Here is a 25,914-nt window from a genome sequence, read left to right as displayed (position 1 = left end):
ACGCGCTGGCGGTTCCACTCGCGCCCGAGCGGATCGCGCTGGCCGACGGCGCCTCGTGCCGCCTGCCGGATTCGCGCGATCTCGCCGCCGCGCTGCGAACGCCCGAGCCGGAGACCCTACTGCTCGCGGCGCTGCTCGGCACGGCGCCGGACCCGGTCCGCGCCGCCGAAGCCGAGGCCGCGCTGGCGCGCGCGGGCGGCCTCACCGACCTGACGCTCACGCATCATTGCGACGCCTGCGGCGCCGAGGGTGAGACGGCGTTCGACATCCTCGACTATCTCTGGCGCCGGATTTCCGCCGAGGCGCAGCGGCTGCTGCGCGACATCCATGTCATCGCCGGGGCCTATGGCTGGAGCAGCGAGGCCGTGCTCGCGCTCTCGCCCGGCCGCCGCGCGGCGCACATCGCGTTGATCGAAGGATGAGCGACGCGCCCGCCCCGCCCGGCCTCGCCGCCCGTCTCCTCGAACGCGCCGATGGCGGCGTGAGCACGCTGCGGCCGCGCATCGCGCAGACCTTCGCCGCCGAACAGGCGCGCGCGGCGCCGCTGATCGAGCGGACCGGGGAGGTCGTGGCGCCCCCTCCGCCCGCGTCGCTGCGCCCGGACGCGCCCGTCGGATCGCCGTCCGCGGCTGTGACTCAGACGGTCCCGTCGCCGACGCAGCGCCTGATGCCCCCGCACGTCCCGGCCGCCCCCAAGCTTGCGGCCCAGACAGGTCCGACCGCGATCGAGCCGCAACCCGCGACGGCCGCCGCGCCCCTCGCGCCCGCGGACGCGACTGCACCACCAGCGCCGGGCGCCGTGCCTGGTCCCGTTCCGGTTTCCTCCGGCAGCACGCGCCGTGCGCAATATCGACCGCGTCAGACAGACAGCCTCTCGGCCGCGGTGATGCAATTGCTGGCACCCGATCCCGCTGCTCCGTCAGCGACGCGCGAAGCCCCGCCGCCCCCGCGCACCGACACGCCGCTGCGCAACGACTGCCCCAGCCCGCCGACGGTCTCCGCCCCTGCGCCGGAACCCCCGCGCCGCGCATCCGAACCTGGCCTCACCATCCATATCGGCGAGATCGTCGTCGCCCCCGAGCCGCATCCCGCCCCTCGTCAAGCTGCACCTCGGCCCGCCTGGCAGCCGCCGCTGTCGCTCGCCGACTATCGCGCGACCCGCGCACGGGAGCGGCGATGAGCACCGCGCTCGCCATCGCCGGGGTCACGCAGCTGCTGCGCGACCTGCTCAACGACGGGCTGGTCGACAACGACGTCGCCGCGAACATCGGCACAAACGTGGTGGTGCATGCCCGCGCGCCCGATCTGCTCGATCCGGTCACCGACGAGAATTCGGTGCTCAACGTGTTCCTCTACAAGGTCGATCCGCAGCCCAACTGGACCAACGAGATCCTCGCGACACGCGGTCCCGACGGACGCCGCGTCGCCAACACCCCGCTCGCGCTCGACCTCTATTATCTGGTCAGCGCCGCCTCGGGCGAGGATCTCCATGCCGACATCCTGCTCGGCCATGCCATGCAGATCCTGCACGAGCATCCCGGATTGGACCGCGACGAGATCGTCGCCGGGCTCAACCCCTCGCCAGCGATCGCCGGCGGGCTGCCCCCGGTGCTCCAGGCGCTCGCGCAGACCGGGCTCGCCAGTCAGATCGAGCAGCTGACGATCGCGCCGATCTACCTCGGGCTCGAGGAGATGTCGAAGCTGTGGACCGCCTTCCAGACCTCCTACCGCAGCTCGATGGCGTACCGCGTCTCCTCGGTGATCATCGCGATCGAGGAACCCACGGTTCAGCCGCTGCCGGTGCTGACGATTGGTCCCGACAACACCGGCCCCGACGTCGCGCCCTCGCTCACCGCTGGCCCGCCGTTCCTGCGCGCGGTGACGCTGCCGCAGGGCCAGCCGAGCGCGCGGATCGGCGACACGATCGTGCTGTGGGGTCAGGGCCTCGACGGCGCCGATCAGCTGATCCGGTTCGAGAGCCCCGCGCTCGAGGATCCGATCGACTTGGCGCCCGATGCCGGCGGCGGCGCGCGGATGCGCAGCGTCACCATCCCCAACGCCCCGGCGGTATGGGCGGCCGGTCAGTTCACCGTGCGCTTTCTCGCCGCGCCGGGCCCCGGCGAGCCGCGGCGCGCCTCGAACAGCGTCGCGGTGCAGATCGCGCCTCGCCCGCAGCTCCCGCCGGTCAGCGTGACCCGGCCCGACGCCGATACCGTGCGGGTCACGCTCGGCATCCGCCCGCGCATCCGGCCCGGCCAGCAAGTCGAGCTGATCCTCGGCGGCACCGCCGCGCTCGCTCCGCCGCGCGGCGCCCCGCAGACTCAGGCGGTGTTCGACTTCCCCGCGCTGGCGGCCGGCAACTACCCGCTGCGGCTGCGCGTCGACGGGGTCGAGAGCTGGCTGGTCCAGCGCGAGCGGCCTCCGATCGGCCCCGACTTCGCGCCGCGCCCGCCCGCCTTCGATCCCGCACAAACGCTCATGGTGCCGGTATGACGCGCCCGACCGACATCCGCATCGACCGCCTCGTGCTCCCGGCAGGCGAGCGCCACCGCGCCGAGGCGTTCCGCGCCGCGCTCGAGCAGGGCATCGCCGCCCGGCTCGGCGGCACCTCCGAAGTGCCCGGGGGGCAGAACCCACTCGCGACGCGCACCGCGCAAGCGGTGGTGCGGCGCATCCAAGGAGGCGGTGAATGAACCCGGTCCAGCCGCATTTCCTCAAGGCCGGGATCGTCTGCTACGATCTCGCGGCCGGCCGTGCGGTGCGCACGCTCCCCATGCTGGTCAACCCGGCGACGCTGCGCCGCTCGTTCGAGATCAAGGAAAGCGCGGTCAGCTCGTACAGCACCGGACCGCTGCGGCTCACCGCCCCGGCGGTCGAGTCGATCGACGTCGAGATCAAGCTCGACGCCGCCGACGCGATCCTGCGCAGCCTCGACGGCGCGTCGCTCGCGGGCGCGGCCGGTGCCGCGGCCGCCGAGGGCGTGCGGCCGTGGATCGCGGCGCTGCAGATGCTCGTCACCCCCACCGCCGACGTCCTGCAGAGCAACGACGCGCTGCGCCAGTCGGGTGCGCTCGAGATCGTGCCGATGGAGCAGCCGCTCACGCTATTCGTGTGGGGCGCGGGCAACATCCTGCCCGTCAAGCTCACCGCGCTGTCGTTCAACGAGGATCTGTTCGATCCGCGGCTGGTGCCGGTCACCGCTACCGCCACGCTCGGCATGCGCGCGCTCAGCGTCGCCGATCTCGGCGTCACCACGCGCGGCGGCGCGCTGTTCATGGCCTATCTGCGCGGGATCGAGCGCCGCGCGGCGATGGTGCCCGACGGCGCCGCCGCCGAACTCGGTATCGCGGGGGCGCTATGAACGAGATCACCCGCCTGCTCGCCCCGCCGACCGCGGACAAGGCGCCCTTCCCGCCGGACAGCCGCTATCACGGGCTGCCGCTGCTGCGGATGGAGCTGCCCGACGGGCGCGAGGTCGCCTGTGTCGGCCGCCGCTTCCTCCCTTCGCTCGACAACTATGAGCGGATCGCAGTGCACGAGGTGCAGGGCGCCGACCGGCTCGACCTGCTCGCCGCGCAATATTTCGCCGATCCCGAGCAGGGCTGGCGACTGCCCGAGGCCAATGGCGTGCGCGATCCGCGCACCCTCCTGACCGAGGCGGGGTCGCGCATCGCGATCGCCGTCGCCTCGACGCTGACGACGGGAGGCTGAGCCGATGTCGGTCCGTCTCAAGCTGTTCATCGGCCCCGCGGTGCCGCTGCCCGCCCCGCCCGAGGTGCTCGACGCCTTGGTCTCTGCCTCGGTCACCAGCGCCTCGGCTGACGCGCCGGGCGTGTTCCAGCTGGTCTTCGAGCTCGACCAGCGTTCGCCACTCAACCTCTTGTTCCTGGTCAGCGGCGGTGCTTCGATCCCGCTCGTTCGCGTGGTGATCGCCGCGCAGGTCAACGGCCGCGAGACCGTGCTGATCGACGGGGTGAGCACCAACCACGCGCTGTCCGCAGGCGAATCCCCGGGCACCACGCGGCTCACCGTCACCGGTGAGGATCTGAGCCGCGTGCTCGACTATATCGAGCTGCCCGACCTGCGTTATCCGGCGATGCCCGATTTCGCGCGCGTGGCGCTGATCGTCGCCAAATACGCCTTTCTCGGGATCATCCCCAAGGTGATCCCCTCGATCCTGCTCGACGTGCCGTTGCCGACCGGCACCATTCCCCAGCAGCAGGGCACCGATCTCAAATACATCCAGAAGCTCGCCGACGATGTCGGCTACATCTTCATGATGCAGCCGGGCCCGGCGGTGGGGATGAGCTTCGCCTATTGGGGGCCGGACCTGCGCGTCGGCGAGGTCCAGCCGGCGCTGTCGTTCGACATGGATGCGCACCGCAACGTCGAATCCGCCACCGGCAGCGTCGATACGCAGAAGGCGAAGCTCCCGATCGTCGTGATCCAGAATCCGGAGACCAAGGTGCCGATCCCGATCCCGGCGGTGGCCAATCCCGTGCTCAATCCGCCGCTCGGGCTGGTCCCGCCGATCCCGCTGCAAGTCGAGCGGATCACCGGCTCGGCCAAGCACAACCCCGTGCAGGCGGCGCTGATCGGCATGGCCAAGGCGACGCGGTCGCAGGTCGGCTATTCGAAGGTCTCGGGCAAGGTCAATCCGCTGCGCTACGGCCGCCTGCTCGAACCGCACAAGCTGGTCGGGCTGCAGGGCGCCGGCCCCGCCTATGACGGCCTTCACTATGTCGAGAAGGTCACCACCAGCTTCTCCGAGGGCGATGTCTCGCAGGACTTCGAGCTGACCCGCAACGGCGTGCTCTCCACGGTTCCGAAGGTGGCGGCATGACCGGGCCCTATTACGGCAAATACCGCGGGACGGTGATCAACAACATCGATCCGTTGCAGATCGGGCGGCTGATGGTGACCGTGCCCGACGTCACCGGGCTCGCGCCCACCACCTGGTGCAACCCGTGCTTCCCGGTCGCGGGCATGCAGATGGGGATCTGGGCGGTGCCGGTGATCGGTTCCGGCGTCTATGTCGAGTTCGAGCAGGGCGATCCCGACTATCCGATCTGGACCGGCTGCTGGGTCGCCACCGCCGCGGAGAAGCCGCTGCTCGCCAACACCGCACCTCCGCCGACCCCGGCGATCACGCTCCAGACCCCGCTCAAAAACGGCATCGTCATCTCCGACGGGCTCGGCCCGATGGGGGTTGGCGGGATCGTCATCCAGAGCTCGACCGGGGCGATGATCGCGGTGAACGACGTCGGAATCACGATCACCAACGGCAAGGGCGCAACGATCACGATGGCGGGCCCCACCGTCGACATCAACCTCGGCGCGCTGACGGTGACGTGATGCCGGGACCGATGCTCCATGTCGGCGCGACCGTGCTCTGCGCCCATGCCGGCCAGGCGACGCCGACCGTGCCCAATCCGCGCGTGATGGTCTCCGCCCAGCCGACCGTGACTCAGCCGGGGCCGTGGATCGTTGCCGGCTGCACCCTGCCACCGCCCCCCGCTGCGAACGGCCCCTGCGTCACCGCGAGCTTCGCCACCGGCTCGGTTCGCGTCCTCTCGCTCGGCCAGCCCCTGCTGCTGATGGACAGCGTCTCGATCGCCGCGCCGACCGGCACGCCGCTGACCCCCACCGTCGTTCAGCCCCGGGTAATCGCGACATGACCGCGCCGCTCTACGCCGACTTTCCCTATCGCTTCGGCGCGGACGGGCTGACCGCGCGGACGACGCGCGCCGACCATGTCCGCGACCTGCTCGAGCAATTGCTGTTCACCCGTCCCGGAGAGCGGCTGACCCGGCCGCAGCTCGGCGTGGGGCTCGGTGACCTGCTGTTCGGGCCGCTCAACGAGGAGGTCGCCGCGACCGCGCAGATGCTGGTCGAGCTGGCGATCCAGCAGCATCTCTCGCGCGAGATTTCCGAAGCGCGGGTGGCGGTGCGGATCGACGGTTCGGCGCTGCTGATCGACATCGCCTATCGCATCGTCGCCACCGGCGAGGCGGGCGAGACCACGCTACGGGCGGAGGGCACGGCATGATCCGGCATTGCTGCGACCTGCGCCGCCGCGAGGCGACCCGCCAGAGCACGCTCAACGGGATCGACTTCCTGGAAGTGATCGACAACGCTGCGCCGGTCGAGGCGGACCGGCAGCGCTTCCTGCACGTGCACCTGCTCAAGGATCCCGCGCCCACGGTCTATGACGAGACCAATTTGGTCGTCGAAGGCCCCGGCGGCGAACTGCCGATCGTCGCGGTGCAGACCGGGCTCGCGCCGCAACTCAACGTCGTGGTGGTCGAACTCCTCGCGCCGGGCGACTTCGCAATCCACCGGCTGCGCTTCCGCCGCGGGTTGCTCGACGAGCGCCCGCCGGTCGAGCTCGATCCGCAGCTGGCGGCGATCGACTTCTCGTTCAAGGTCGAGTGCCCTTCGGACTTCGATTGCCTGCAGCCGTGCGGCTGCGCCGACCCGCCCCGGCCGCTGCCCGAGATCGACTATCTCGCGCGCGACACCGCGAGCTTCCGGCGGCTGATGATAGGCCGGCTCGCGACCGTCCAGCCCGACGCGCCGCCGCCGCACGTCGCCGACCTGCGCATGGCGCTGGTCGACGGGCTCGCGGTGATGGCCGACCAAATCGCCCAGCTCCAGGACGCGGCGCATACCGACGCGTGGCTGGCGCATGTCCGCAGCCGCGTATCGGCGCGGCGGCTGGGGCTGGCGGTCGATTATGCGCTCGACGAAGGGCGCAATGCGCGCTGTTTCGTCCATCTCGCGGTCGACGCCGACCTGCTCCCGGTCGGGCCGGACTTCGCGCCGGTGATCCCGGCCGGCACCGCCTTCGCGTCGCGGATCGGCGACGAGGGCGCGGTGCTGTCGGGCGCGGCCGCGCTCGACCGCGCCGACGTGGTGTTCGAGGCGCTGATGCCGCTCGCCGAGCTGCGCGCGGCGCACACCGAGATGGCGTTCCACAGCTGGTCGGATCAGGCCTGCTGCCTGCGGGCGGGCGCGACCTCGGCCACGCTCGCCGGGCATTTCCCCGATCTGGCACCGGGCCACTTCCTTGCCTTCGAGGAAGTGCTGGGCCCGCGCACCGGCAACCCCGCCGACCGCGACCGCGCGAACCGGCCGGTCGTGCGGCTGGATGAAGTCAGCGCGTTCGACGGCGGTGCGCCGCGCACCGATCCCGTCACCGGCGCGCAGGTCACCGAAATCCGCTGGGTCCGCGAGGACGCGCTGGTGCGCCCGCTGTGCCTGTCGGCCGAGACCGACGCCGCTTATGGCCGGGTCTATCTGCCGCGCGTGTCGGTGGCGCGCGGCAACATCGTGCTGGCCGACCATGGCCGCACGATCAGCGACGAACCGCTCGGCAGCGTGCCCGAACCGGTACGCGCCTGGGCGCCGGGACGCGGACCGCTTGAGTTGGCCGATGCCGGCGCGCGGCCGCGCAACTGCACCGAGACGATCTGCGACCGCCCCGAGGCCGAGGCGATCATCCCGCGGTTCGCGCCAGTCCTCGCCGCCGCCCCGCTCACTTTCGCCGCGCCGCTCGATCCGCTCGCCGGCGCCGTCGCGCTGCTCGCTGCGCCCGGCCTGCCGCAGCCCTCGATCGACCTGGTCGGCACGCTCGACGGCGGCGCGCGCGACTATTTCGCGCAGCGCAACCTGCTCGGCAGCGGCCCCGACACGCCCGACTTCGTCCCCGAGGTCGAGGCCGATGGCCGCGCGACGCTGCGCTTCGGCGACGACGTCAACGGCCTCCGCCCCAATGCCCGCACCGCATTCGTCGCGACCTATCGCGTCGGGCTGGGCCCCCTCGGCAATATCGGCGAGGACCGGCTGGTCCACATGCTCGGCCCGGCCGGGATCACCGAGGTGCGCAACATGACCGCGGCGGTCGGCGGCCGCGCGCCCGAGAGCGTCGCGGCGATGCGCCGCCGCGCGCCCTTCGCCTATCGTCGCCAGGACCGCGCGGTGACTCGCGACGACCATGACGTGATCGCCGCGCGCTTCCGCCCGCCCGAGGGGCCGCTGCAGGGGAGCGTGACCGATATCATGCACACCGGCTCGTGGCACACGGTCAAGATCACCGCCGACCGCACCGGCGGCCTCGCGGTCGACCCCGAGTTCCGCGACGCGCTGCGCGCCTTCGTCGAGCCCTATCGCATGGCCGGTCGCGACCTCGAGGTCGACCAGCCGATCGCGGTCCCGCTCGAGATCGACCTGCAGGTGTGCGTGTCCGAGCGCTACCAGCGCGGCCAGGTCAAGGCGGCTTTGCTCGAGGTGTTCTCGAACCGCGTCCTGCCCGACGGCACGCTCGGCGCGTTCCACCCCGACCGGATGCGCTTCGGCGCGACCGTCCATCTCTCGCCGCTGATCGCGCTGGCGCAGGGCGTCGCCGGGGTGGTCGAGGTCAAGGCCTCGCTGTTCCGCCGCTTCAACGATCCCGACAGCAGCGGGCTCGCCGCGTCGAAGCTGCTGTTCGGCAGGCGCGAGATCGCGCGGCTCGACAATGATCCCAGCCACCCGGACCGCGGCGTGCTGCGGCTCGCCATGCGGGGAGGACGCTGATGGCCGGCCCGGACATCTGCGGCTGCTGCGGCGGCCTCGCGGTCACCGCCCCGAGCGCCAGCTTCGCCCGCACCGGCCTCGACCAGGTCCCGCTGCGCGCCGGCGGCTATTGGAGCTATCGCGACTCGCTGATCGCGCGATTGACGACGTCCGAATACGGCCCCCTCGCCGACCTCAAGTCGCGCGACTCCACAGTGGACTTCTCGATCGCCCTGATCGACGCCTGGTCCACCACCGGCGAGGTGCTCAGCTTCTACGCCGAGCGGCTGGCGAACGAGACGCTGCTGCCGACCGCGCAGGAACGGCTGTCGCTGCACATGCTCGCCGAACTGGTCGGCTACCGCCCGAGCCCGGGGGTGGCGGCCTCGGCCAAGCTCGCCTTCACCATGGCCGAAGCGCCCGGCGCCCCGCGTGCGGTCACCCTGCCCTCGGGCATCAAGGTCCAGTCGACGCCCGGGCCGGACGAGAAACCGGCGCTGTTCGAGACCGGCGCCGCGATCCCCGCGCGCCCGGCCTGGAACGCGATGCGGCCCCAGCTGGCGGCCATGCAGCCGCTGCTCGCTACCACCAACCAGCTCTATCTCGGCGGTACGCAGACCGGGCTCAAGCCGGGCGATGCGTTGTTCTTCAGCGCCGACAACGGCACGCCGGTGTTCGCGCGGATCACCGCTGTCACCCCGCTCCCCGCCAACCCGGCCGAGGATCCCGATCGCCCGGACCTGACCGTGGTCCAGCTCGTGCCGCTGGCGACGACCCCGGTGGAGATGGGCATCGCCGGCCCGCCGGGCTTCTTCCTGCCCAACTATCCGCCCGCGCTCGCCGAGGTGCTTGGCGACACGCTCGACGCGGGCGAGTTGACCGAGTTGCTCGCGGCCAAGGGGGTCGGCGAGGAGGCGCTGTTCGATCCGCTCGCCGCCGCCGATCCGCCGGTCAAGCGCGTGCTAGCCTTCCGCGCCAGCGCCGGTACCTTCGGCAAGACCGCGCCTGGGCTGGACACGCTGCCCACCGCGCTGACCGGCACGATCCCGGTCTACGGCACCGACAGCAACGGCAACGTCGTGATCACCAGCACCGTCAACGGACCTTATTTCGGCCGGACCGAGGCGAGCTGGGCCGATAGCGGCACGCTCGAACAGCTCGACACGAGCGAGAATTACGTCTTCCTCGACCGCGTCGTCGAGGGCGTCGGTGCGGGCAGCGCGGTGGCGCTGGTCGATGGCGACGTGTGGGGCCTCTATATGGCGCAAGCGGTGACCGAGATCGCCGTCTCCGACTTCGCGATCACCGGCAAGTGCACGCGGATCAAGCTGCACGACGACACCGGCTTCAGCAGCCTCAGCATCCGCGGCACGACCGCTTGGGCGGTCAGCGGCTGGCTCGACCTTCCGCCCGCGCCGATGTTCGCCAAGCTGCCCGCCGGGACGACCGCGATCGCCCTCGACGGATTCCGCCCGGGGCTTCAGCCGGGCCAGCTGCTCGCGCTCACCGGCCTGCTCGCCGACGGCATCGACTCGCCGGTCGCCGAGCATGCGATGATCGCCGCGGTCGCGCATCTGATGTCGCCGGGCGCGCGGACCACGATCACCCTCGCCGCCGGCCTGAAGCACGACTTCGACCGCCGCGCGCTGCGCATCAACGCCAATGTCGCACCGGCGACGCATGGCGAGACGCGCTTCGAGATCCTGGGCAGTGGCGGCAGCCGCGCCGCCTATCCCAGCTTCACTGCGAAGCAGGCGCCGCTGACCTTCGTCAGCGCCGACGTCCCGGGCGGCGGACGGCCCGAGCTGACGCTGCGGATCAACGGCATCGCCTGGCACGAGGCGCCCGACCTGCTCGACGCGGGGCCGGCCGACCGCATCTATACCCTCGCGCTCGACGAGACCGGCAAGCCGCGGATCGGGTTCGGCGACGGCCTGCAGGGCGCACTGCCACCGCCGGGCCAAGACAATATCACGCTCGACTATCGCATCGGTCTCGGCCTGGGCGGGCGAGTCAAGGCCGGGCAGCTGGACACGCTGCTGTCGCGCCCGCTCGGGCTCGAAGGGGTGCGCAACCCGCTGCCGAGCGAGGGCGGCGCCGACCCGGTCGGCGTGGAAGCCTTGCGCGGTGAGCTGCCGCTCTATTGCCGCACGATGGACCGGGTGGTGTCGCTCAGCGACTTCGCCGATTACGCGCTGACCTATAGCGGCATCGCCAAGGCGCGCGCCGAGCGCGTCAAGATCCCCGGCCTCCCCGCCCCCGGCGTCGCGCTCACCGTAGCCGGCGAGCTTGGCGCCCCGGTTCCGGCGAGCGGCGAGCTCCACCAGAAGCTGCGCAAGGCGCTGACGGGCAGCGGCATTCCCTTCGCGCGGTTCGCGCTGCGCGATTTCCGGCTCACCTATTTCCGCCTCGCCGCCAAGCTCGTGCCGCATCCCGACTATGTCGCCGCCGACGTTGTCGCCGCCGCCGAGAAGGCGCTGCGCAAGGCGTTCGGGTTCGACACGCGCGACTTCGCCCAGACGGTCTATGATTCGCAGGTCGTCACGGTGCTGCAGGAGGTCCCCGGCGTGATCGCGGTGATGCTCGACCGGCTCTACACCGGTGCGCTCCCGCAACGCCAAGCGATGCTCCCGGCGGCGAGCGCCACCGCCACGCTCGGGGCCGAGCTGCTGCTGCTCCACCCCGGCCCCCTCGACTGGCTGGAGGTGGCGACATGAACGCGAACCTGCCGATGGGCGACTGGCTCTACGATACGCTGCCCGAGGTTTACCGGCAGCGCGACGCCGAGCAGGGCTATCCGCTGCGCGCCTATCTCGCCGTGCTCGGCGAACAGGGCGACGCGCTGTGGGACGAGGCGCAGCGCCTCTATGACAACCAGTTCCTCGAGACGTGCGAGCCGTGGCTGGTGCCCTATCTCGCGGCGCTGTTCGGCTATCGCCCGGTGCACGAGATCGGCCCGATCAGCCAGCGCGCGCTCGCGGCGCAATGGATCGCGCTGGTCCGTTCGAAGGGCACCGCCGCGACGCTCGAGGAGGTCGCGCGCGGCGCCACCGGCTGGCCGACGCGGGTGGTCGAGTTCTTCCAGCTGCTTGCGCACCCGCAATACGCCAACCACCCCCGCCCGCAGGTCCATGGCGCGCTCGACCTCCGTAACACCCAGCGGCTCGAGGATCTCGGCACCGCCTTCGACAGCGCGCATTACAGCGTCGATGCCGGCCGCATCGTGCGCCGCGAGGGGCTGCACAACATCGCCAATATCGGGCTCTATCTGTGGCGGCTGCGGCCCGGCCCGTGGCCGCGGCACCGCGCGCTAGGGATGGGCATGCGGCGCTATGCCTGCCACCCGCTGGGCCTCGACACGCAGTGTTTCAACCTGCCGCTGACCGAGGCCGACCGCCGCTCGCTGGCGGGACCGCAGCATCTGCCCATCCCGTTGTCGCGTCGCCGCCTGCATGAGGATCTCGCCGACTATCACCCGCGCGCCTTCCGCATCTGGATCGACGGGATCGAGGTGGATCCGGCGGCCTTGTGCATCTGCAACCTCTCCGACCAGGGTGCCGGCTGGGCGCACATGCCCGATGATGTGGTCGCCTTCGATCCGGTGCTCGGCCGGATCGCCACGCCCGCCTCACAGGCCGCGCCGAACCGGGTCGAGATTCTGTTCCACGACGCCTTTCCCGGCGACGTCGGCGGTGGCGCCTATGAGCGCGCGGCGACCTTCGCCGGAGCGCTGGCGCCGCTGGTGCCGGTCAATCTCGGCGGCAATCTCCAGACGGCGATCGACTCGGCGCAGACCGGCGGCGTGGTCGAGCTGCGCGACAGCGAGCGCTTCGACGGCGCCTTCACGATCGATGCCGCCGCCGACGAACGGATCGAGCTGCGCGCCGCCAATGGCGAGCGGCCGGTGCTCGGCCTGACCGCCGACTGCGCGATCACCGGTGCGGCCGAGAGCGAGGTGACGCTCAACGGCCTCATGGTCGCTGGCGGAGCGCTGGTCGTGCCCGACAACGGCACCAACGCGCTGCGCCGCCTGACCCTGCGCCACATGACCCTCCTGCCGGGCATCGCCGCCGATGCCGACGGCACGCCGCAGCAGCCCCAGGTGCCCTCGCTGGTGATCGAGGCGCCGGGCGTGCTGGTCGAGATCGAACGCTCAGTGCTGGGCGGCATCCGCGCGCATCCCTCGACGGTGCTCGTGATCCGCGACAGCGCGATCGACGCCACCGAGCGCCATCACGTCGCCTTCGCCGCGCTCGACGGGGTTGCCGCCGCGGGACTGGTGACGATCGAGGATTCGACCGTGATCGGAAAGGTTCACGCGCGGGTCTTCACATTGATCTCGAACTCGATCCTCGACGGCACGCTCGACCCTTCGGGGGACATCTGGCCGCTCGCGATCCATGCCGAGGACACGCAGCAGGGTTGCGCGCGGTTCAGCTGGATCCCCTCGGGTTCGCGCGTGCCGCGACGCTATCGCTGCCAGCCGAGCCTGGCGCTGGGCGAGGCGCTGCGCGCGGCCAAGGAAGCCAGTCCGGCGCTCTCCCCACTCGCCATCGCGACGATCGAGCGGCGGATCGTGACCCCGCTCAAGCCGGGCTACACGGCGCGCCGCTACGGCCGCCCGGGCTATCTCCAGCTGCTCACCGCCACGCCGCTCGCGATCCGCACCGGGGCCGACGACGAGAGCGAGATGGGCCTGTGGAGCCACATCCACCAGCCGCACCGAAAGAGCAACTTCGCGGTGCGGACCGAGGAGTTCCTGCCCAGCGGGCTGGAGGCAAGCCATGTCTATGCAACCTGAGCGGCGCACGGCGCCGCCGACGGGAAGGATGGGAAGATGACCGTCGATATCAGCCGCAAGAGCTTCGATCCGCGGCGTCACACCGCGTGGACGACCACGATGCAGGGCCGCGTCGCCACCGATGCGCCCGGCAACGAGAACCAGGCGCAGCGCGACCGTCGCGTCCGCGCCCTGATGACCGACCTCGCCGGCCGTTGCGGCTATCCGGAAATCCTGCCGGACAGCTTCGCGATCGGGATCGCCGGCGGCGCGCTGACGATCGCGCCGGGGCGCTATTATGTCGACGGGCACCTCGCCGACAATTTCGGCGCCGGGGACGCCCTGTTCGATCCGGTGCTGTCGGAGGAGCGCGGTGCCGACCCGGTCGCGTTTGCCGACCAGCCCTATGGCACCGGCGGCGCGGGCGCGCCCGCCGACGGGCTGCACATCGCCTATGTCGACGTCTGGCAGCGCGACGTCACCTTCCTCGAGGACCTCTCGATCCTCGACCCCGCGATCGCCACCGATACCTTCGCGCGGCGTCAGACGGTGTGGCAGGTGCGTACCTTCGGTCCGGTCGACCCGGATACGACCTGCAGCAGCGATCCGGACGGGTGGGACGTCTTCATCAGCCCGTCGCGCGCGCGGCTGACCACCCGCGCCAACCCGGCCAATGCGGTCACCGATCCGTGCCTGCTGCCGCCCGGCGCGCTGTATCGCGGGATCGACAACCGTACCTATCTGGTGGCGATCCACGGCTTCGACGCTGCGGGCGCGCCGCTGGTCAAATTCTCGCGCACCAACGGCAGCGTCGCCACCGCGATCCTCGCCCAGCCGCAAGGCGACGTGCTCGAGGTCGCGCAGGTCGCCAAGGACGATTTCCTGCGCTTCAACGCCGGGGACTGGGTCGAGATCACCGACGAGGTCCGACTGCTCGCGGGCCAGTCGGGGACGATGGCGCGCGTGCTCAGCGTCGACGATCCCTCGAACACGGTCACGTTGGAGGACCCGCTGCCCGCCGGCGCGCTGCTGCTCGACGGCGGCGGGCCCGACGCCGACCGGAGCGTGCACCCGGTGCTGCGCCGCTGGGACCAGGCCGGCGAGATCCGCGACGAGAACGGGACGGTCCTGGCCGATCTCGACGCACCCGGCGCGACCGGGCTGATCCCCGTGCCGACCGACGGCACCTTCGTCTCGCTCGAGGACGGGGTCGAGGCGGCGTTCACGCTCGCTGCCGGGCTCGGCGACGCGCACGTCAACGACAATTGGAGCTTCATCGCGCGCTATGCCGACAGCTCGGTCGAGGAACTCGCGGCCGCCCCGCCACAGGACTATCACCATCATTATTGCCGGCTGGCGCTGGTCGAGGCCGCGGGCGGGGTGTTCACCGAGGTGGTCGAGGATTGCCGCGACCCGCTCGACGGCGATTGCGACTGCTGCTGCACGGTGACGGTCGAGATCGGCGATTCGATCCAGGCGGCGATCGACAGCCTGCCGGTCGAGACCGGCGGCTGCGTGTGCCTCGTCGTCGGCGAGCACCAGGTCGACGGCGAGCTCTCGCTCACGACGTCCAACGTGATCCTGGTCGGCGAGAGCCGTGGGGCGATCGTCCGCCGCATGGGCGAGGGCGCGGTGCTGCGCGTGGACGATGCGCGCAACATCGACATCGACATGATCCACTTCCGCCACGAAGACGGTGGCGACAGCGGCGGGATATTGGAGATCGTCGACTGCGACAGCGTCAACGTCGCCTGCTGCGCTTTCTCGGCGAGCGGGGGCAGCAGTTCGACCGGCATCGCAGTCTCCGGCTCCGATGACGTGACCATCCGGGATTGCGACTTCACGACACTTGCCAACGGCGTCATCACGGTCGGCGAGAGCGGGCCGCTTGTCGTCGCCGACAACGTCTTCGACCTGCGCGGCGAGGAACTGGTCGGTCTGGTCGCGGTGATGGCGCTCAAGTCCACCGCGCGCCTCAACGTCACCGGCAACAACATCACCGGTGTGCTCAACGGCATCGTGATCAACGATGATCTGGGCTCCGATACGCGGCATTCCCTCGCAGCGGGGTCGCTGATCGCCGACAACGTCATCCGCCTCGCCTTCTCCGAGCAGCAAGGCACCGATCAGCCGCTACGCGCCATCGACACCGCGTCCGACGAATGCACGGTGCGGGGCAATCACGTCAGCCTGGAAGGACGGACGAGCTTCGGCATTTTCGTCTCCGGCAACGATCTCGTGGTGGTCGAGAACCAGATCGAGGTCGATGCCGACGAACAGGGCGGCGCCTCGGCCGGGATCGTGGTCGGCGCGACCGACGACGACGCCTCGCACCTGACCGACGGCGTCACCGTGGCGCACAATTCGGTCCGCGGCACGACGATCGGCATCGTGATCGGCCATGCCAGCGCGGTGACCGTCACCGACAACCGGCTACGTGCGGGCGAGGAGCCGTTCTTCATGGCGCTGACGCTGAACGACACCGTGTCCGCCACGGTGCACGATAATCTGTTCGATCGGGCGGCGATCGGCATCTTCGGAAGCGACGGTCGCTACACGCAGGTGTCGGACAATGGCTTCGCGCCGGGCGGCCTCGCGATCGCGCTGACGCAGGACTTCGCCGCGACCATCGAAGGCAACGTGATCGACCAGTCGCGCAGCTTCGGCATCGCGCTGCTGCAGGCGAGCGGGCGCACCGCGGTGACCGGCAACCGGCTGCGCAACTGCGGCTATGACGGCGGCTTCGCCGGCGGGATCGGCGCGATCTACGTGCTCGGCGAGCTCGCGATCTGCGGGAACGAGGTCGTCGATACCGGCGTCGGCCCCGACGGCAAGCCCAACAATGTCGCGATCGCCGGGATCGCCGGCGCGCTCGTGCTCGAGGCGCTGGTCAGCGAGAACCTCGTCACCACCACGCTGCCCGAGGCCCGGCCCGACGGGCTCGAGGACCGCGCGCTTGCGCTGCTCGGGCTGTTCGAATTCTCGACAGGTCAGAACGAGCTGACGGTTGGCTACCCCTGCACGATCGTGAACAACAAGTTCTATGGCAAGGGCTTGTCCGCGCTCGTCCAGCTCACCCAGCTCCAGTCTACCGACACGTTCCGCCTGCGCTTCGAGCGGGTGTTCTTCACCGGCAATTATTGCAACCATTGGGGTGCACGCACGCCCCGGAGCGCGACGGTGGCGCTCCTGGGTACTGCCGGTGTGGTGATGGGCAACCAAGTCAAGGGAATGCCACGCAGCCTGCCCTCCATCGACCTCAACGGCATGGCCGGGACCGTGATCGGCAATATCACCGCCGGCGAGATCGTCAACGACCCCAACTTCCCGGCCCCCGAGGCCCAGTTCAACCGCCGGCTGTGAGCCGGCGCCGCGCACAGGAGACCGTGATGAAATTCACCGAACTCGTCGCCAGCCGGATGAAGGCGATCGACGCGCTCGAGAAGCGCATGTCCGCTAAGCCCACGCGCGAGCTCGCCGACCAGCTCGGCAGGGCCACCGCAGCGGCCCAGGTCGAGCGGATCGAACTGCGCATCAAGCGGCTTGACCGTCACAAGGCCGCCACGCTCGCCCGGATCGACGCGGCGCTCGCCAACGAGAAGCAAGCGTTGGCCGCCGCGCAGAAGCGCGCCAAGGAGCCTCCCGGCGAGGTGTCCAAGGGCGGAAGCGACGTGGCATCACCGAAGCCCGCAAAGGCGACGAAGACGAGCGCCGCCAAGGCGACGCGGTCCAAGTCAGCCAAGTCCTGAGCGATGAGCGAGGCCGGTACGATCACGCTGCCAATCGCGCGGCCGGTCGGCGACGGTGACCGGATCGCGCGCGCCGCGGACCTGCTGCGCGCGCATATCGCCTTCGAACCGCAGCCGGCGATCACGCCGGTCGATCTCGACCGGTTGCTCGGCACGGCGGGAGCGGCGCCATGGTCGGCGCTCGACCGTCTGTCGCGCGTGTTCGAGCTCGACCGGTTCGAGACCGCGCTGCTGCTGACGCTTGCCGCGGTCTCGCTCGATCCCGCGCTCGCCGCGACTTGCGCGGCGCTGCAGGGACAGGAACGCAGCGGCGCGGTCTCATTCGCGCTGGCGGGACGGCTGCTGCCCGAGGCGCGCCTCGCCGCCCTGCGCCCCGATGCGCCGCTACGCCTGTGGGGGCTGATCGTGTCGGCCGGCCCGGTCGAGGCGGCGAGCGTGACCCCCTTCCGGATCGACGAGCGCGTCCTGTTCCATCTCGCCGGTGCCGAGATTGCATCCGAATATCTGGCGCCGCTCCGCGCCGACGGCTGGCTGGCGCCAAGTCAGCAGGCTTGCGCCGAACAGATCGCTGCCCTGCTCGATCTCGACGACCCGGCGGGCGGCCCCGTGATACAGCTATGCGCCGAGGATGGCGGCACTCTGCGCATGCTGGCCGCGGCTGCGGGTGAGCGGCTTGGGCTGCTGGTGCTCTCCTTGGCGGCCGCGACGCTGCCCGTGGCGCGCACCGAGCTCGCCGACCTGGCCCGCGCGTGCAGCCGCGATCTCGCGCTGAGCGAAGCGATGTTGCTGCTCGACGCAAGCGGCGCTGCCTCCGATGTGGCGGGAACGGCCGCGCAGTTCGCGGCGCTGGTGGAGGCGCCGGTGCTGATCGCCACGGCAACTCCGCTCGCCATCTCCCGCCGACCCGCGTTGCGGCTGGATATTTCGCCTCCGACGCTGGCCGAGCGGCGGACGCACTGGCGCGAGCTTGCGCCGCGGCTTGCCGCGACCGAGATCGATTTGCTGGCACGCACCTTCCTGCTCGACGGCGCGGACCGCGTCGCCGCGGCACGGCTGGCCGGCACCGGCGCGGATCGCGCTGCGCTGTGGCGCGCATGCCGAATGCAGGCACGCGACCGGCTTGAGGGCCTGGCCGAACGCATCGTCTCCCCGGTCGGCTGGGAGGACCTGGTCCTGCCGGACGCTCAGCACGAGCTGCTGCGCGACATCGTCGACCATGTGGCCTTCGCCGGGCGCGTGTTCGAGGACTGGGGTTTCGATGCTCGCCTCGGCCGCGGCGCAGGGGTCGCGGCGCTGTTCGCGGGGGCCTCGGGCACGGGGAAGACACTCGCCGCCGAGGTCCTCGCCAACGCGCTGGAACGCGATCTCTACCGCATCGACTTGAGCCAGGTGGTGAGCAAGTATATCGGCGAGACCGAGAAGAACCTCTCGCGCATCTTCGCCGCGGCCGAGGGCGGGGGCGCGATCCTGCTGTTCGACGAGGCCGACGCGCTGTTCGGCAAGCGCAGCGAGGTGCAGGACAGCCACGACCGCTACGCGAACATCGAGGTCAGCTACCTCCTGCAACGGATGGAGACCTATGCGGGGCTCTCGATCCTCACCACCAACCTCAAGGACGCGCTCGACAAGGCGTTCCTCCGCCGGCTGCGTTTCATCGTCCAGTTCGCCTATCCCAATGCCGAGCAGCGCGGCCGCATTTGGGAGCGCGTCTTCCCGCCCGAGCTGCCGCGCGAGGGGATCGATTATGCACGGCTCGCCCAGTACGACCTGACCGGCGGCGCGATCCGCAATGTCGCGCTCGCCGCAGCCTTCCTCGCCGCGCGGTCGGGAGGCCCGCTGACCATGGCGCATTGCGCCGCGGCCGCCGCGCGCGAGTATCGCAAGCTCGAAAAGCCGCTCGGCGCGCGCGAACTCGGACGAGGGCGCTGATGGGCGCGCCGGCCGCCGCCGTCCAGGCGCGCGCGGGCCCGGCGCAACAGTCCGCCTCGCCCGCGCAGGCGCAGGCCACCACGCCCGAGATCGAGCCCGAGCGGAGGCGCAGCCGGACCCAGTGGCTCAGCTTCCTGGGCGGACAAGGCATCCGGCCTGCGCTGGCGGTCGGTGGCGCCGACACGCCGGATGAGCGAGCGGCCGATCGCCTGGCCGAGGCCGTGCTGCAGGTCCAGCGCTCGAACGGCCTTGCCGGTGCGAGCTGCCCCGAATGCGCCACCAAGCTCGCCGCGGGCCGGCCGGAGGATGAGACTTGCCCGACTTGCTCGGTGCGTCCGGCACCCACGGTGCGCCGGATGCCGCTCGCGCGGGCGGGCGGCGCATCCCGCGCCGGCGCGGCGGCGCCGCCCAGCGTGCACCGCACGCTCGCGCGCCGCGGCACACCGCTTTCGCCGTCGACGCGCGCCTATTTCGAACCGCGCTTCGGCGCCGTGCTCGATCATGTCCGGGTCCATACCGACGCGGTCGCTGCCCAGTCGGCGGCCGAGGTCGGCGCCAAGGCCTATGCCGTGGGCAGCGATCTCGTCTTCGCCGAAGGCCGCTACGCGCCCGGCACCGCTCGAGGCAAACGGCTGCTTGCGCATGAGCTCGCGCATGTCGTGCTGGAGGGCGATGCCGGCCTGCTCCGCCGCGATCCCGACGAGGAAGTGCCGCTCACCCGCGCGCAGGAGATCGCCCAGTCGCGAACCAGTCCCGGAATGATCTCGGGACAGGCGCGGCCGATGACGATCAGCCTCTGGAATTTCGGCATCGACCACGCGACGCTCAAGCTCGAGCACCGCGCGGTGCTGCAGGAACTCGGCCATCTCATCCACGCTCACGGCACCCGCACACTGAGCTTCCGCGCGATCGGCTTCACCGACGAGACCGGGCCCGAAGAGCATAATCTCGACCTCTCGCGTCGCCGGGCGCAGGCGGTATCGGCGGTCCTCACGCCACTCGCCGGCCGCGTGCGGATCATGGCGGTCGGCGAAGCCAATCCCGCCGCCGACAACGCGACCGTCGACGGCCGATCGCGCAATCGCCGGGTCGATCTGCGCCTGTCGCTGCCTCCGCCGCCGATCCCGAATCCGACGCCGGAACCCGATCCGGATCCGGACCCCGATCCCGAGCCGGATCCCGATCCCATGCCCGACCACGATCCGGATCCCGACCCCGACCCGGATCCGCCGGACGAGCCGGAACGGCCACCCCCCGACGACCCTTCCTTCTGCCAGGAGCATCCGATCCTCTGCGGCTTGCCGATCTTGCCGGGTCTGCCCCTCCTTTCGCCGCTGATCTGCATCATCGCGCCCGAGCTGTGCCTCGGCGCGGTCTGCCTGGCCTTGCCCGAGCTCTGCACGATCCCGGTCATCCCGGACCCGCCGGGCGGCCCGCCGAAGCCCCCCGATCGCCCGGAACGCCCGCGGCCCGAAGAGGCGGGCGGTCCACGCGTCCGCTTCGTCCCGGACGTCGCCGCCGGCAACTCGCCGTCGGGGATGCCCGACCGGATCGGCCTGCGCGATCCCGTGCGGGTGACGGCGGTGGTCGAGAATCCGCCGCCGGTCACGCAGCCGATCACGATCTCGGTCAGCGCGCCGCACAACGCTGCTGGCGACGCGACCATCGACGGCGCCACCACCGCCAGCATCACCGGCACCACGATGCTGTCGATCCTCGGCTCACGGATGACCGAGGCCGGGATCGGTCCCCAGCTGCAGCTCGGCGCGGTCTGGCAATCGGATCTGGTCGGGTGGAGCAACCATTTCGCCGTATCCACGATCGCGGAAAACTGGTCGGTGGCGCTCCATTCGACCGACGTCACCCAATATGGCTGTGCCTTCTATGCCGAGATGGCATGGGAATCGGACAGCGGAAGGCACAGCCATCTCGACGAATGCCACTATGTCGAAGCGGTCGCGGTCGATGTCGAACGCGGCGGGCTGCAGGGGATGGGTGTCGGCGGCGTCAATGATCCCGCGGAACCCAATCCGGCCATCATCGGATCGGTGCTGGATCATCACGGCACGCCATATCGCTGGATCAGGCGCCCCGGCTATGCGCGGGTCAAGCAGCTGTTCCGCATCTATGATGCGCGCGCCGGATCGGGCTGGGTCGCTTCGCCCGCATCGGGCTTTATCATCGAACGGATCGTCGAGCGCGACACGCGCAATCCCCGTTGCTGGCAACTCACGGTCAAGAAGTCCGGCGCGGCGGTCACCGCCTACGGCCTGTCGGCAAGCGCGGGCGACGGCGCGGTCGAGCATACCTTCCACGGCATCAACTGCGCATCGCCGCCACGGCCGCCCGACCCGCCGCCCGAACCCGAGCCCGAGCCTGAACCGGAACCCATACCCGAACCGGAGCCCGAACCCGAACCTGAGACCGAGCCCGAATGCGACCGCGCCGAGCTGTCGCGGCGCGTGGATGCCTGTATCGAAGAAGCCAGACAAGGCGCGATCGCGTGCACGCTCGAGGCCGTGATCCCGCCGCTGGGCGGATGGGGCGGCGTGGGGTCGGGCATCCGCTACTACCAGTGCCTCGACGATGTGCGCGAGCGTCTGCTCGAATGCGATCAGGAAGCGAAGCGCGACACCAACTGTCCCGACCAACGGCTTGCGCAGACCGACGATGACGAGGGGGGCGAAGGCCCCGCGCGGGCATGACGCACGATGTGCAACCCGGCGTCGTCGTTTCGGACGGGCTGCTGCTCGCGCTTCTCCCGCCTCTCGGCGGGCGCGGGTGCCAGGCTTGGCTCAAATGGGCGGGCCCGGGACCGCTGGCGATCGGGGAATCGCGCCTTTCCGCGCCGGACGGCGCCGCGGGCGAAGAATTGGACGGCGCGTTCGCTCTCGCGCGCGGCGTGCAGATCGACTCGCCCGACGGCCTGGCTCTGTTCGAACCGCGGGCGCGGCGCGGTCCGCTTTGCTGGGACCTGAACGGACTGCGCGTGACGGCACCGCCTGCGATGCCGGAGCGAGCGCTGATCGTGCTCTGGCTGTCCTTGCTCATCCCCGTGCCCGACGACCCGCACTTCATCGTCGCCATCGTCAATTCGGAGCCCGATCCGCTGTCCCTTCCCGATCTCGTCTTCGAAAGCCGGCTGCGGATCGATCGCGCCGACCACGCCTTCGCCGAGCCGGGGCTGTGGGACGGCCGGGCGATCGTCGCCACCGGCGCCACAGCGGTCCTGCGCTTCCGCTTCGATCATTTCGGCGCCGCCGTGCCGCATGGTTCGGCGGTGATGCAGTTTTCCTGCGGTGCCGGGTCGAGCGATCCGGCTCGGGTCGTCTGGAGGCACGCCGATGGTTGAGCTGCACGCCAGCGAAGGAACCTCGTGATGCGCGCGTTTCCCGGCAGCTCGCGGTCCGTGCTCCCGCTTGGCGCGGCATCGGCTGCGTCCGTCCCTGCGTCAGCCGACGCGCAGGCAGGGCCGGCGCGGGACCGGCCGCCGGCCGAGCGCTGGCTGGCCTTCCTCGCCGGGCAGGGGCTCCATCCCAAGCTGGCCGTCAGCACCCCGGGCGATGCGGACGAGCGCGAAGCCGATGCCGTGGCCGAGCGGGTCATGCGCATGACCGCCCCAGTGACCGCGCCGCTCGAAATCTCCACCGCGACCAGCGCCGCGCTTGCCCGCGCCTGCTGTGGGAGCTGTGAAACCGACGATGAACGCCGGATCGGCCGCAAGATCGCCCGCAGAGCCCCCGATGGCGGCAGCGTCGCCCAGCGCTCGGCCCGCAATGCGGCGACTGCGGTCGCGAGCGGCGGCGCGCCGCTCGCCCCCACCGAACGCGCCTTTTTCGAGCCGCGCCTGGGGCATGACCTGTCGAGCGTGCGGATCCATACCGGCGCGCGCGCCGCGCAGGCAGCCGACGGGATCAACGCGCTCGCCTATACGCACGGCCAGGACATCGCTTTCGCCCCCGGCCAATATCGTCCGGGCACGCCGGAGGGGCGCCGCCTGCTCGCGCACGAGCTGGTCCACACGCTCCAGCACAGCGGCGGCGCACCGCTGCTGCGCGAGCAGGGCGGCACCCCGGGCGCGGTGACGATCCGCCGGCAGGCCGCCGACACCGTCTACCGCCAGTGTCCGCCCCCGGTAATGCGACGCGGCGGCGCGGCCGGGTGCGGTATCTGCATGGGGGGCAATTTCGGCGCGATCGGCGCGATCGTCCACCAGCTGATCCAGTACCGGTTCTTCTTCGACGATCCGACGCTGGTACCCTCGGGTCCCGGCATGGAGATGGTCGTCCCGACCGTGCCCGAGGGCGACACGCCGCCGTTCAACCCGGAAGTCGACTTGTCGCGGATCAGCGACTGGCACGGGCTGCGCACGATCGAGATCGCCGAGATCAAGCCGTTCGACGATGCCGGCAACCAGATCCAGGAGGCGCGCAACAAGCTCGACGACTATGGCCGCGAACTGCGTGAAGGCGGCCTGTTCGACGACGTGCGGCTGCTCGAAGCGCCGCCACCTGCGCCTTTCGAGCTGTCCGAGCCGACCCGCCCGCCCGGTTGCCCGCCGCAGATGATCCATGTCTGCCAGATGGAGCCGGGCATCTACCAATATCATTGCAGCCCCTCCTGGGCCGAGGCGCAGCGCAACCCGGCATGCCGCTGCGGCCGGCGCGAACCACGCCGCGAGCGCGAGCGCGAACGGGTGCGCGACCGCGTTCGCGAGCCATTCGATGTGCCCATCGCGCCGCCGGTCGGCGTCCCCGATGCCCCCGGCGTGCCCGAAGGCCGCAGACCGCCGGTCGGCGTGCCCGACACGCCAATCCCGGTGAACCCGCCCGTTGTGGTTCCGGCGCCGCCGGTCACCGTGCCCGAGGGGCCGGTCGAAGTGCCCGAGGGACCGGTTTCCGTGCCGGAAGGACCGGTCGAGGTGCCGGAGGGGCCGGTCTCCGTTCCCGACGGGCCGATCTGGCTGCCCGGCTGGGATGGCGAGCCGGCCAACGACAACGCCGAGGTCGGCGACGAGGGCATGCAGGAAGCCGCGCGGGTCGCGCTCGCCGCGGCGGCGGCGGCAGCCGCCTTGTGGGCCATCCGCCGGCTTGGCGGGGCGGCCGCAAGGCGCTTCCTGGCACCGCTCGAGGCGGCTGCAGTTGCGGCGCTGGTGATCTTCTATTCCGACCGCGCCGAAGCCGGCGTCGGACCCGGGGAGTCGCCGCTCGAGACGCTGTTCGACGCGATGGAACAGGACGGCATCCCGGTCGACGACGAGATGCGCGCGCGGATCGAGGCCGACCCGGCGCTCAAGGAAGCGCTCGAGAATGCCGCGCGGTCCGGCGACCTGACGGAGGCGCAGCGTGCGATCGCGCAGCGGACGATGGAGATCATCGCCGAGAATCCCGACACATTCTCCGACGAGGATCTACGCATCCTGGCTGAGGGGATGGAGACCGCGAGCAACAGCGACCCGGCGACTCAGCCCACCGTCGAAAGCCTGCGCCGCGCGATCGAGGCGCGCCGCCGCGGCGAACCGATCGGGCCGATCATCGACCAGGGCCTGCAGGACGCCCGCGAAGGCGTGTCGCGCGCGACTGAGGCCGAGCCAGCGCCGGCGAGCAGCGAAGCCGAGGACGGCGTCTCCGAGCCCGAGCCTGCGCCCGAGACGCCCGTCGAGCCGCTGCCGATCCCGCAGGAGTATCAGGACCGCCTCGCCGCCACGCCCGAGCGCGAGCGGCTGTTCCGCGAGATGGTCGGGCATCATGACGGGCTGCCGCTGACCGATGCGATGATCGAACGCTTCCTCGCCACCGTGCCCGAGGATCTGACCGCCGAGCAGGCCGATGCGCTGATCGAGCGCGTGGTCGCAGCGCTCGACGCCACCGAGGACGAGATCTTCGCGCAACTCGAACAAGCGGTCGCCGACGTCCGCGCCGGAACCGAGGGCGAGCCTGGCGAGCCTTCGGACGAAGAGTTCCAGGGCGGAGGCGAGGTCGAGATCGAGGAGGAAGTCATCGAGGTCCCCGCGCCTGGCCCCGCTCCGGAAACGCCCGTGCCGGAAGAGCCCGTGCCCGGACCCGCCGCCCCGGCGCCGGCCGACCGCGACACCGCAGCCGCGCCGGGCGGGCTGACCGAGGCACAGCGCAACCGGATCCGCGCGTTCCTCGCAAGCGGCCCGCAACCGGGGCGGATCGCCCCCTTGCCCGAAGCCACCGAGCGGGTGGTGGGTCATCGGTTCACGCGGCTGGTCGCGATGATGAACGGCGACACGATGGTTGCGGGCTTCCTGCCGATGCGGATCACGGTGGTGCGCAGCGTCAACGACTTCGACGTGATCATGAGCCCGACGACCTTCTACGACGCCGACGGGCGGCCCCAGAGCCGATGGCCCGCGGGCCCGACAAGCACGCCGATCACGGGCATCTGACGCGGTCCACCCGAAGACCGATCTTGGCGCGTGCGGATTGCGCAGCTATGGCGGCGGCGTGCCGGTTTAGCTCAGCTGGTAGAGCAGCGGTTTTGTAAACCGAAGGTCGCGGGTTCGATCCCTGCAACCGGCACCATTTTATCGCTACCATCCCTCCAGCCGCATTTTCATCTCGCCTTTCCCCCGACGCGCGCGGTATGACCCGGCGATTGACAACGTTATCAGGAGAGGGGCGTTGGCCGCACCCGTCACACCATTGAGCTCGACCGATCCGGCGCCTGGCGAAGGGACCGCCCAGGGTATCAATGCCCCGGACCTGCAGGTCTTCGTCTTCGCGCTGTTCTTCATCTTCGGCGGCATCACCTCGCTCAACGACGTGATCATCCCGAAGCTCAAGGAGCTGTTCACGCTCAACTACACCCAGGCGATGCTGGTGCAGTTCTGCTTCTTCACCGCCTATCTGGTGATCGGCATCCCCGGCGCAAAGC

General features: G+C 70.9%; 19 protein-coding genes, 1 tRNA gene and 1 pseudogene. All 21 read left to right on the top strand.

Features of this window, described 5'->3' with window-relative positions; translation table 11 throughout:
- On the top strand, nucleotides 1-422 hold a 422-nt coding region (locus tag ABDV68_RS08730; protein WP_343519446.1), incomplete at its 5' end, for a hypothetical protein.
- Entirely contained in the window at nucleotides 419-1,180 is a 762-nt protein-coding gene (locus ABDV68_RS08725) for a hypothetical protein (RefSeq protein WP_343519445.1), read from the top strand. The genes ABDV68_RS08730 and ABDV68_RS08725, both read left to right, overlap by 4 nt.
- Complete coding sequence (locus ABDV68_RS08720; RefSeq protein WP_343519443.1) at nucleotides 1,177-2,493, top strand: DUF4255 domain-containing protein; 1,317 nt, start codon at nucleotides 1,177-1,179, stop codon at nucleotides 2,491-2,493. The genes ABDV68_RS08725 and ABDV68_RS08720 overlap by 4 nt, the downstream gene beginning before the upstream one ends.
- Entirely contained in the window at nucleotides 2,490-2,693 is a 204-nt protein-coding gene (locus tag ABDV68_RS08715; RefSeq protein ID WP_343519442.1) for a hypothetical protein, read from the top strand. Before ABDV68_RS08720 ends, ABDV68_RS08715 begins: the two co-directional genes overlap by 4 nt.
- The gene (locus ABDV68_RS08710; protein ID WP_343519441.1) at nucleotides 2,690-3,361 is read left to right on the top strand and encodes a hypothetical protein; all 672 of its coding nucleotides are present in this window, start codon (nucleotides 2,690-2,692) and stop codon (nucleotides 3,359-3,361) included. The genes ABDV68_RS08715 and ABDV68_RS08710 overlap by 4 nt, the downstream gene beginning before the upstream one ends.
- Nucleotides 3,358-3,711 carry a LysM domain-containing protein gene (locus tag ABDV68_RS08705; protein WP_343519440.1) on the top strand — a complete coding sequence of 118 codons (354 nt, stop codon included), beginning with the start codon at nucleotides 3,358-3,360 and terminating at the stop codon, nucleotides 3,709-3,711. Before ABDV68_RS08710 ends, ABDV68_RS08705 begins: the two co-directional genes overlap by 4 nt.
- A 4-nt stretch (nucleotides 3,712-3,715) precedes the next feature.
- A complete protein-coding gene (locus tag ABDV68_RS08700) occupies nucleotides 3,716-4,843 on the top strand; it encodes a hypothetical protein (protein ID WP_343519439.1) in 1,128 nt (375 codons plus the stop codon).
- Complete coding sequence (locus ABDV68_RS08695) at nucleotides 4,840-5,355, top strand: phage baseplate assembly protein V (RefSeq protein ID WP_343519437.1); 516 nt, start codon at nucleotides 4,840-4,842, stop codon at nucleotides 5,353-5,355. The genes ABDV68_RS08700 and ABDV68_RS08695 overlap by 4 nt, the downstream gene beginning before the upstream one ends.
- Entirely contained in the window at nucleotides 5,355-5,678 is a 324-nt protein-coding gene (locus ABDV68_RS08690) for a hypothetical protein (protein WP_343519436.1), read from the top strand. Before ABDV68_RS08695 ends, ABDV68_RS08690 begins: the two co-directional genes overlap by 1 nt.
- Nucleotides 5,675-6,049 carry a GPW/gp25 family protein gene (locus ABDV68_RS08685; RefSeq protein WP_343519435.1) on the top strand — a complete coding sequence of 125 codons (375 nt, stop codon included), beginning with the start codon at nucleotides 5,675-5,677 and terminating at the stop codon, nucleotides 6,047-6,049. Before ABDV68_RS08690 ends, ABDV68_RS08685 begins: the two co-directional genes overlap by 4 nt.
- The gene (locus ABDV68_RS08680) at nucleotides 6,046-8,577 is read left to right on the top strand and encodes a hypothetical protein (RefSeq protein WP_343519434.1); all 2,532 of its coding nucleotides are present in this window, start codon (nucleotides 6,046-6,048) and stop codon (nucleotides 8,575-8,577) included. Before ABDV68_RS08685 ends, ABDV68_RS08680 begins: the two co-directional genes overlap by 4 nt.
- Nucleotides 8,577-11,273 (top strand): hypothetical protein, encoded by a 2,697-nt coding sequence (locus ABDV68_RS08675; RefSeq protein WP_343519433.1) that lies wholly within the window; start codon nucleotides 8,577-8,579, stop codon nucleotides 11,271-11,273. The genes ABDV68_RS08680 and ABDV68_RS08675 overlap by 1 nt, the downstream gene beginning before the upstream one ends.
- Nucleotides 11,270-13,357 carry a hypothetical protein gene (locus tag ABDV68_RS08670; protein WP_343519432.1) on the top strand — a complete coding sequence of 696 codons (2,088 nt, stop codon included), beginning with the start codon at nucleotides 11,270-11,272 and terminating at the stop codon, nucleotides 13,355-13,357. The genes ABDV68_RS08675 and ABDV68_RS08670 overlap by 4 nt, the downstream gene beginning before the upstream one ends.
- Nucleotides 13,358-13,393: 36 nt before the next feature.
- Complete coding sequence (locus ABDV68_RS08665) at nucleotides 13,394-16,699, top strand: DUF6519 domain-containing protein (protein WP_343519431.1); 3,306 nt, start codon at nucleotides 13,394-13,396, stop codon at nucleotides 16,697-16,699.
- A 26-nt stretch (nucleotides 16,700-16,725) separates the two neighbouring features.
- On the top strand, nucleotides 16,726-17,085 hold the full coding sequence (locus tag ABDV68_RS08660) for a hypothetical protein (RefSeq protein ID WP_343519429.1): 360 nt from the start codon (nucleotides 16,726-16,728) through the stop codon (nucleotides 17,083-17,085).
- Nucleotides 17,086-17,088: 3 nt separating this feature from the next.
- The gene (locus tag ABDV68_RS08655; protein ID WP_343519428.1) at nucleotides 17,089-19,014 is read left to right on the top strand and encodes an AAA family ATPase; all 1,926 of its coding nucleotides are present in this window, start codon (nucleotides 17,089-17,091) and stop codon (nucleotides 19,012-19,014) included.
- The gene (locus tag ABDV68_RS08650) at nucleotides 19,014-21,719 is read left to right on the top strand and encodes a DUF4157 domain-containing protein (RefSeq protein ID WP_343519427.1); all 2,706 of its coding nucleotides are present in this window, start codon (nucleotides 19,014-19,016) and stop codon (nucleotides 21,717-21,719) included. Before ABDV68_RS08655 ends, ABDV68_RS08650 begins: the two co-directional genes overlap by 1 nt.
- A gap of 167 nt (nucleotides 21,720-21,886) precedes the next feature.
- A complete protein-coding gene (locus tag ABDV68_RS08645; protein ID WP_343519426.1) occupies nucleotides 21,887-22,366 on the top strand; it encodes a hypothetical protein in 480 nt (159 codons plus the stop codon).
- 27 nt (nucleotides 22,367-22,393) lie between these two features.
- Nucleotides 22,394-25,426 (top strand): DUF4157 domain-containing protein, encoded by a 3,033-nt coding sequence (locus ABDV68_RS08640; protein ID WP_343519425.1) that lies wholly within the window; start codon nucleotides 22,394-22,396, stop codon nucleotides 25,424-25,426.
- Between the two features lie 60 nt (nucleotides 25,427-25,486).
- Nucleotides 25,487-25,562: transfer RNA gene (locus ABDV68_RS08635), tRNA-Thr, on the top strand.
- Nucleotides 25,563-25,682: 120 nt separating this feature from the next.
- Nucleotides 25,683-25,914, top strand: a pseudogene (locus ABDV68_RS08630) (glucose/galactose MFS transporter); the annotation flags it as partial.

Source organism: Sphingomonas sp. (genome assembly GCF_039595165.1).
Taxonomy (GTDB): domain Bacteria; phylum Pseudomonadota; class Alphaproteobacteria; order Sphingomonadales; family Sphingomonadaceae; genus Sphingomonas.
This window is presented reverse-complemented; position numbering and strand designations above follow the sequence as displayed.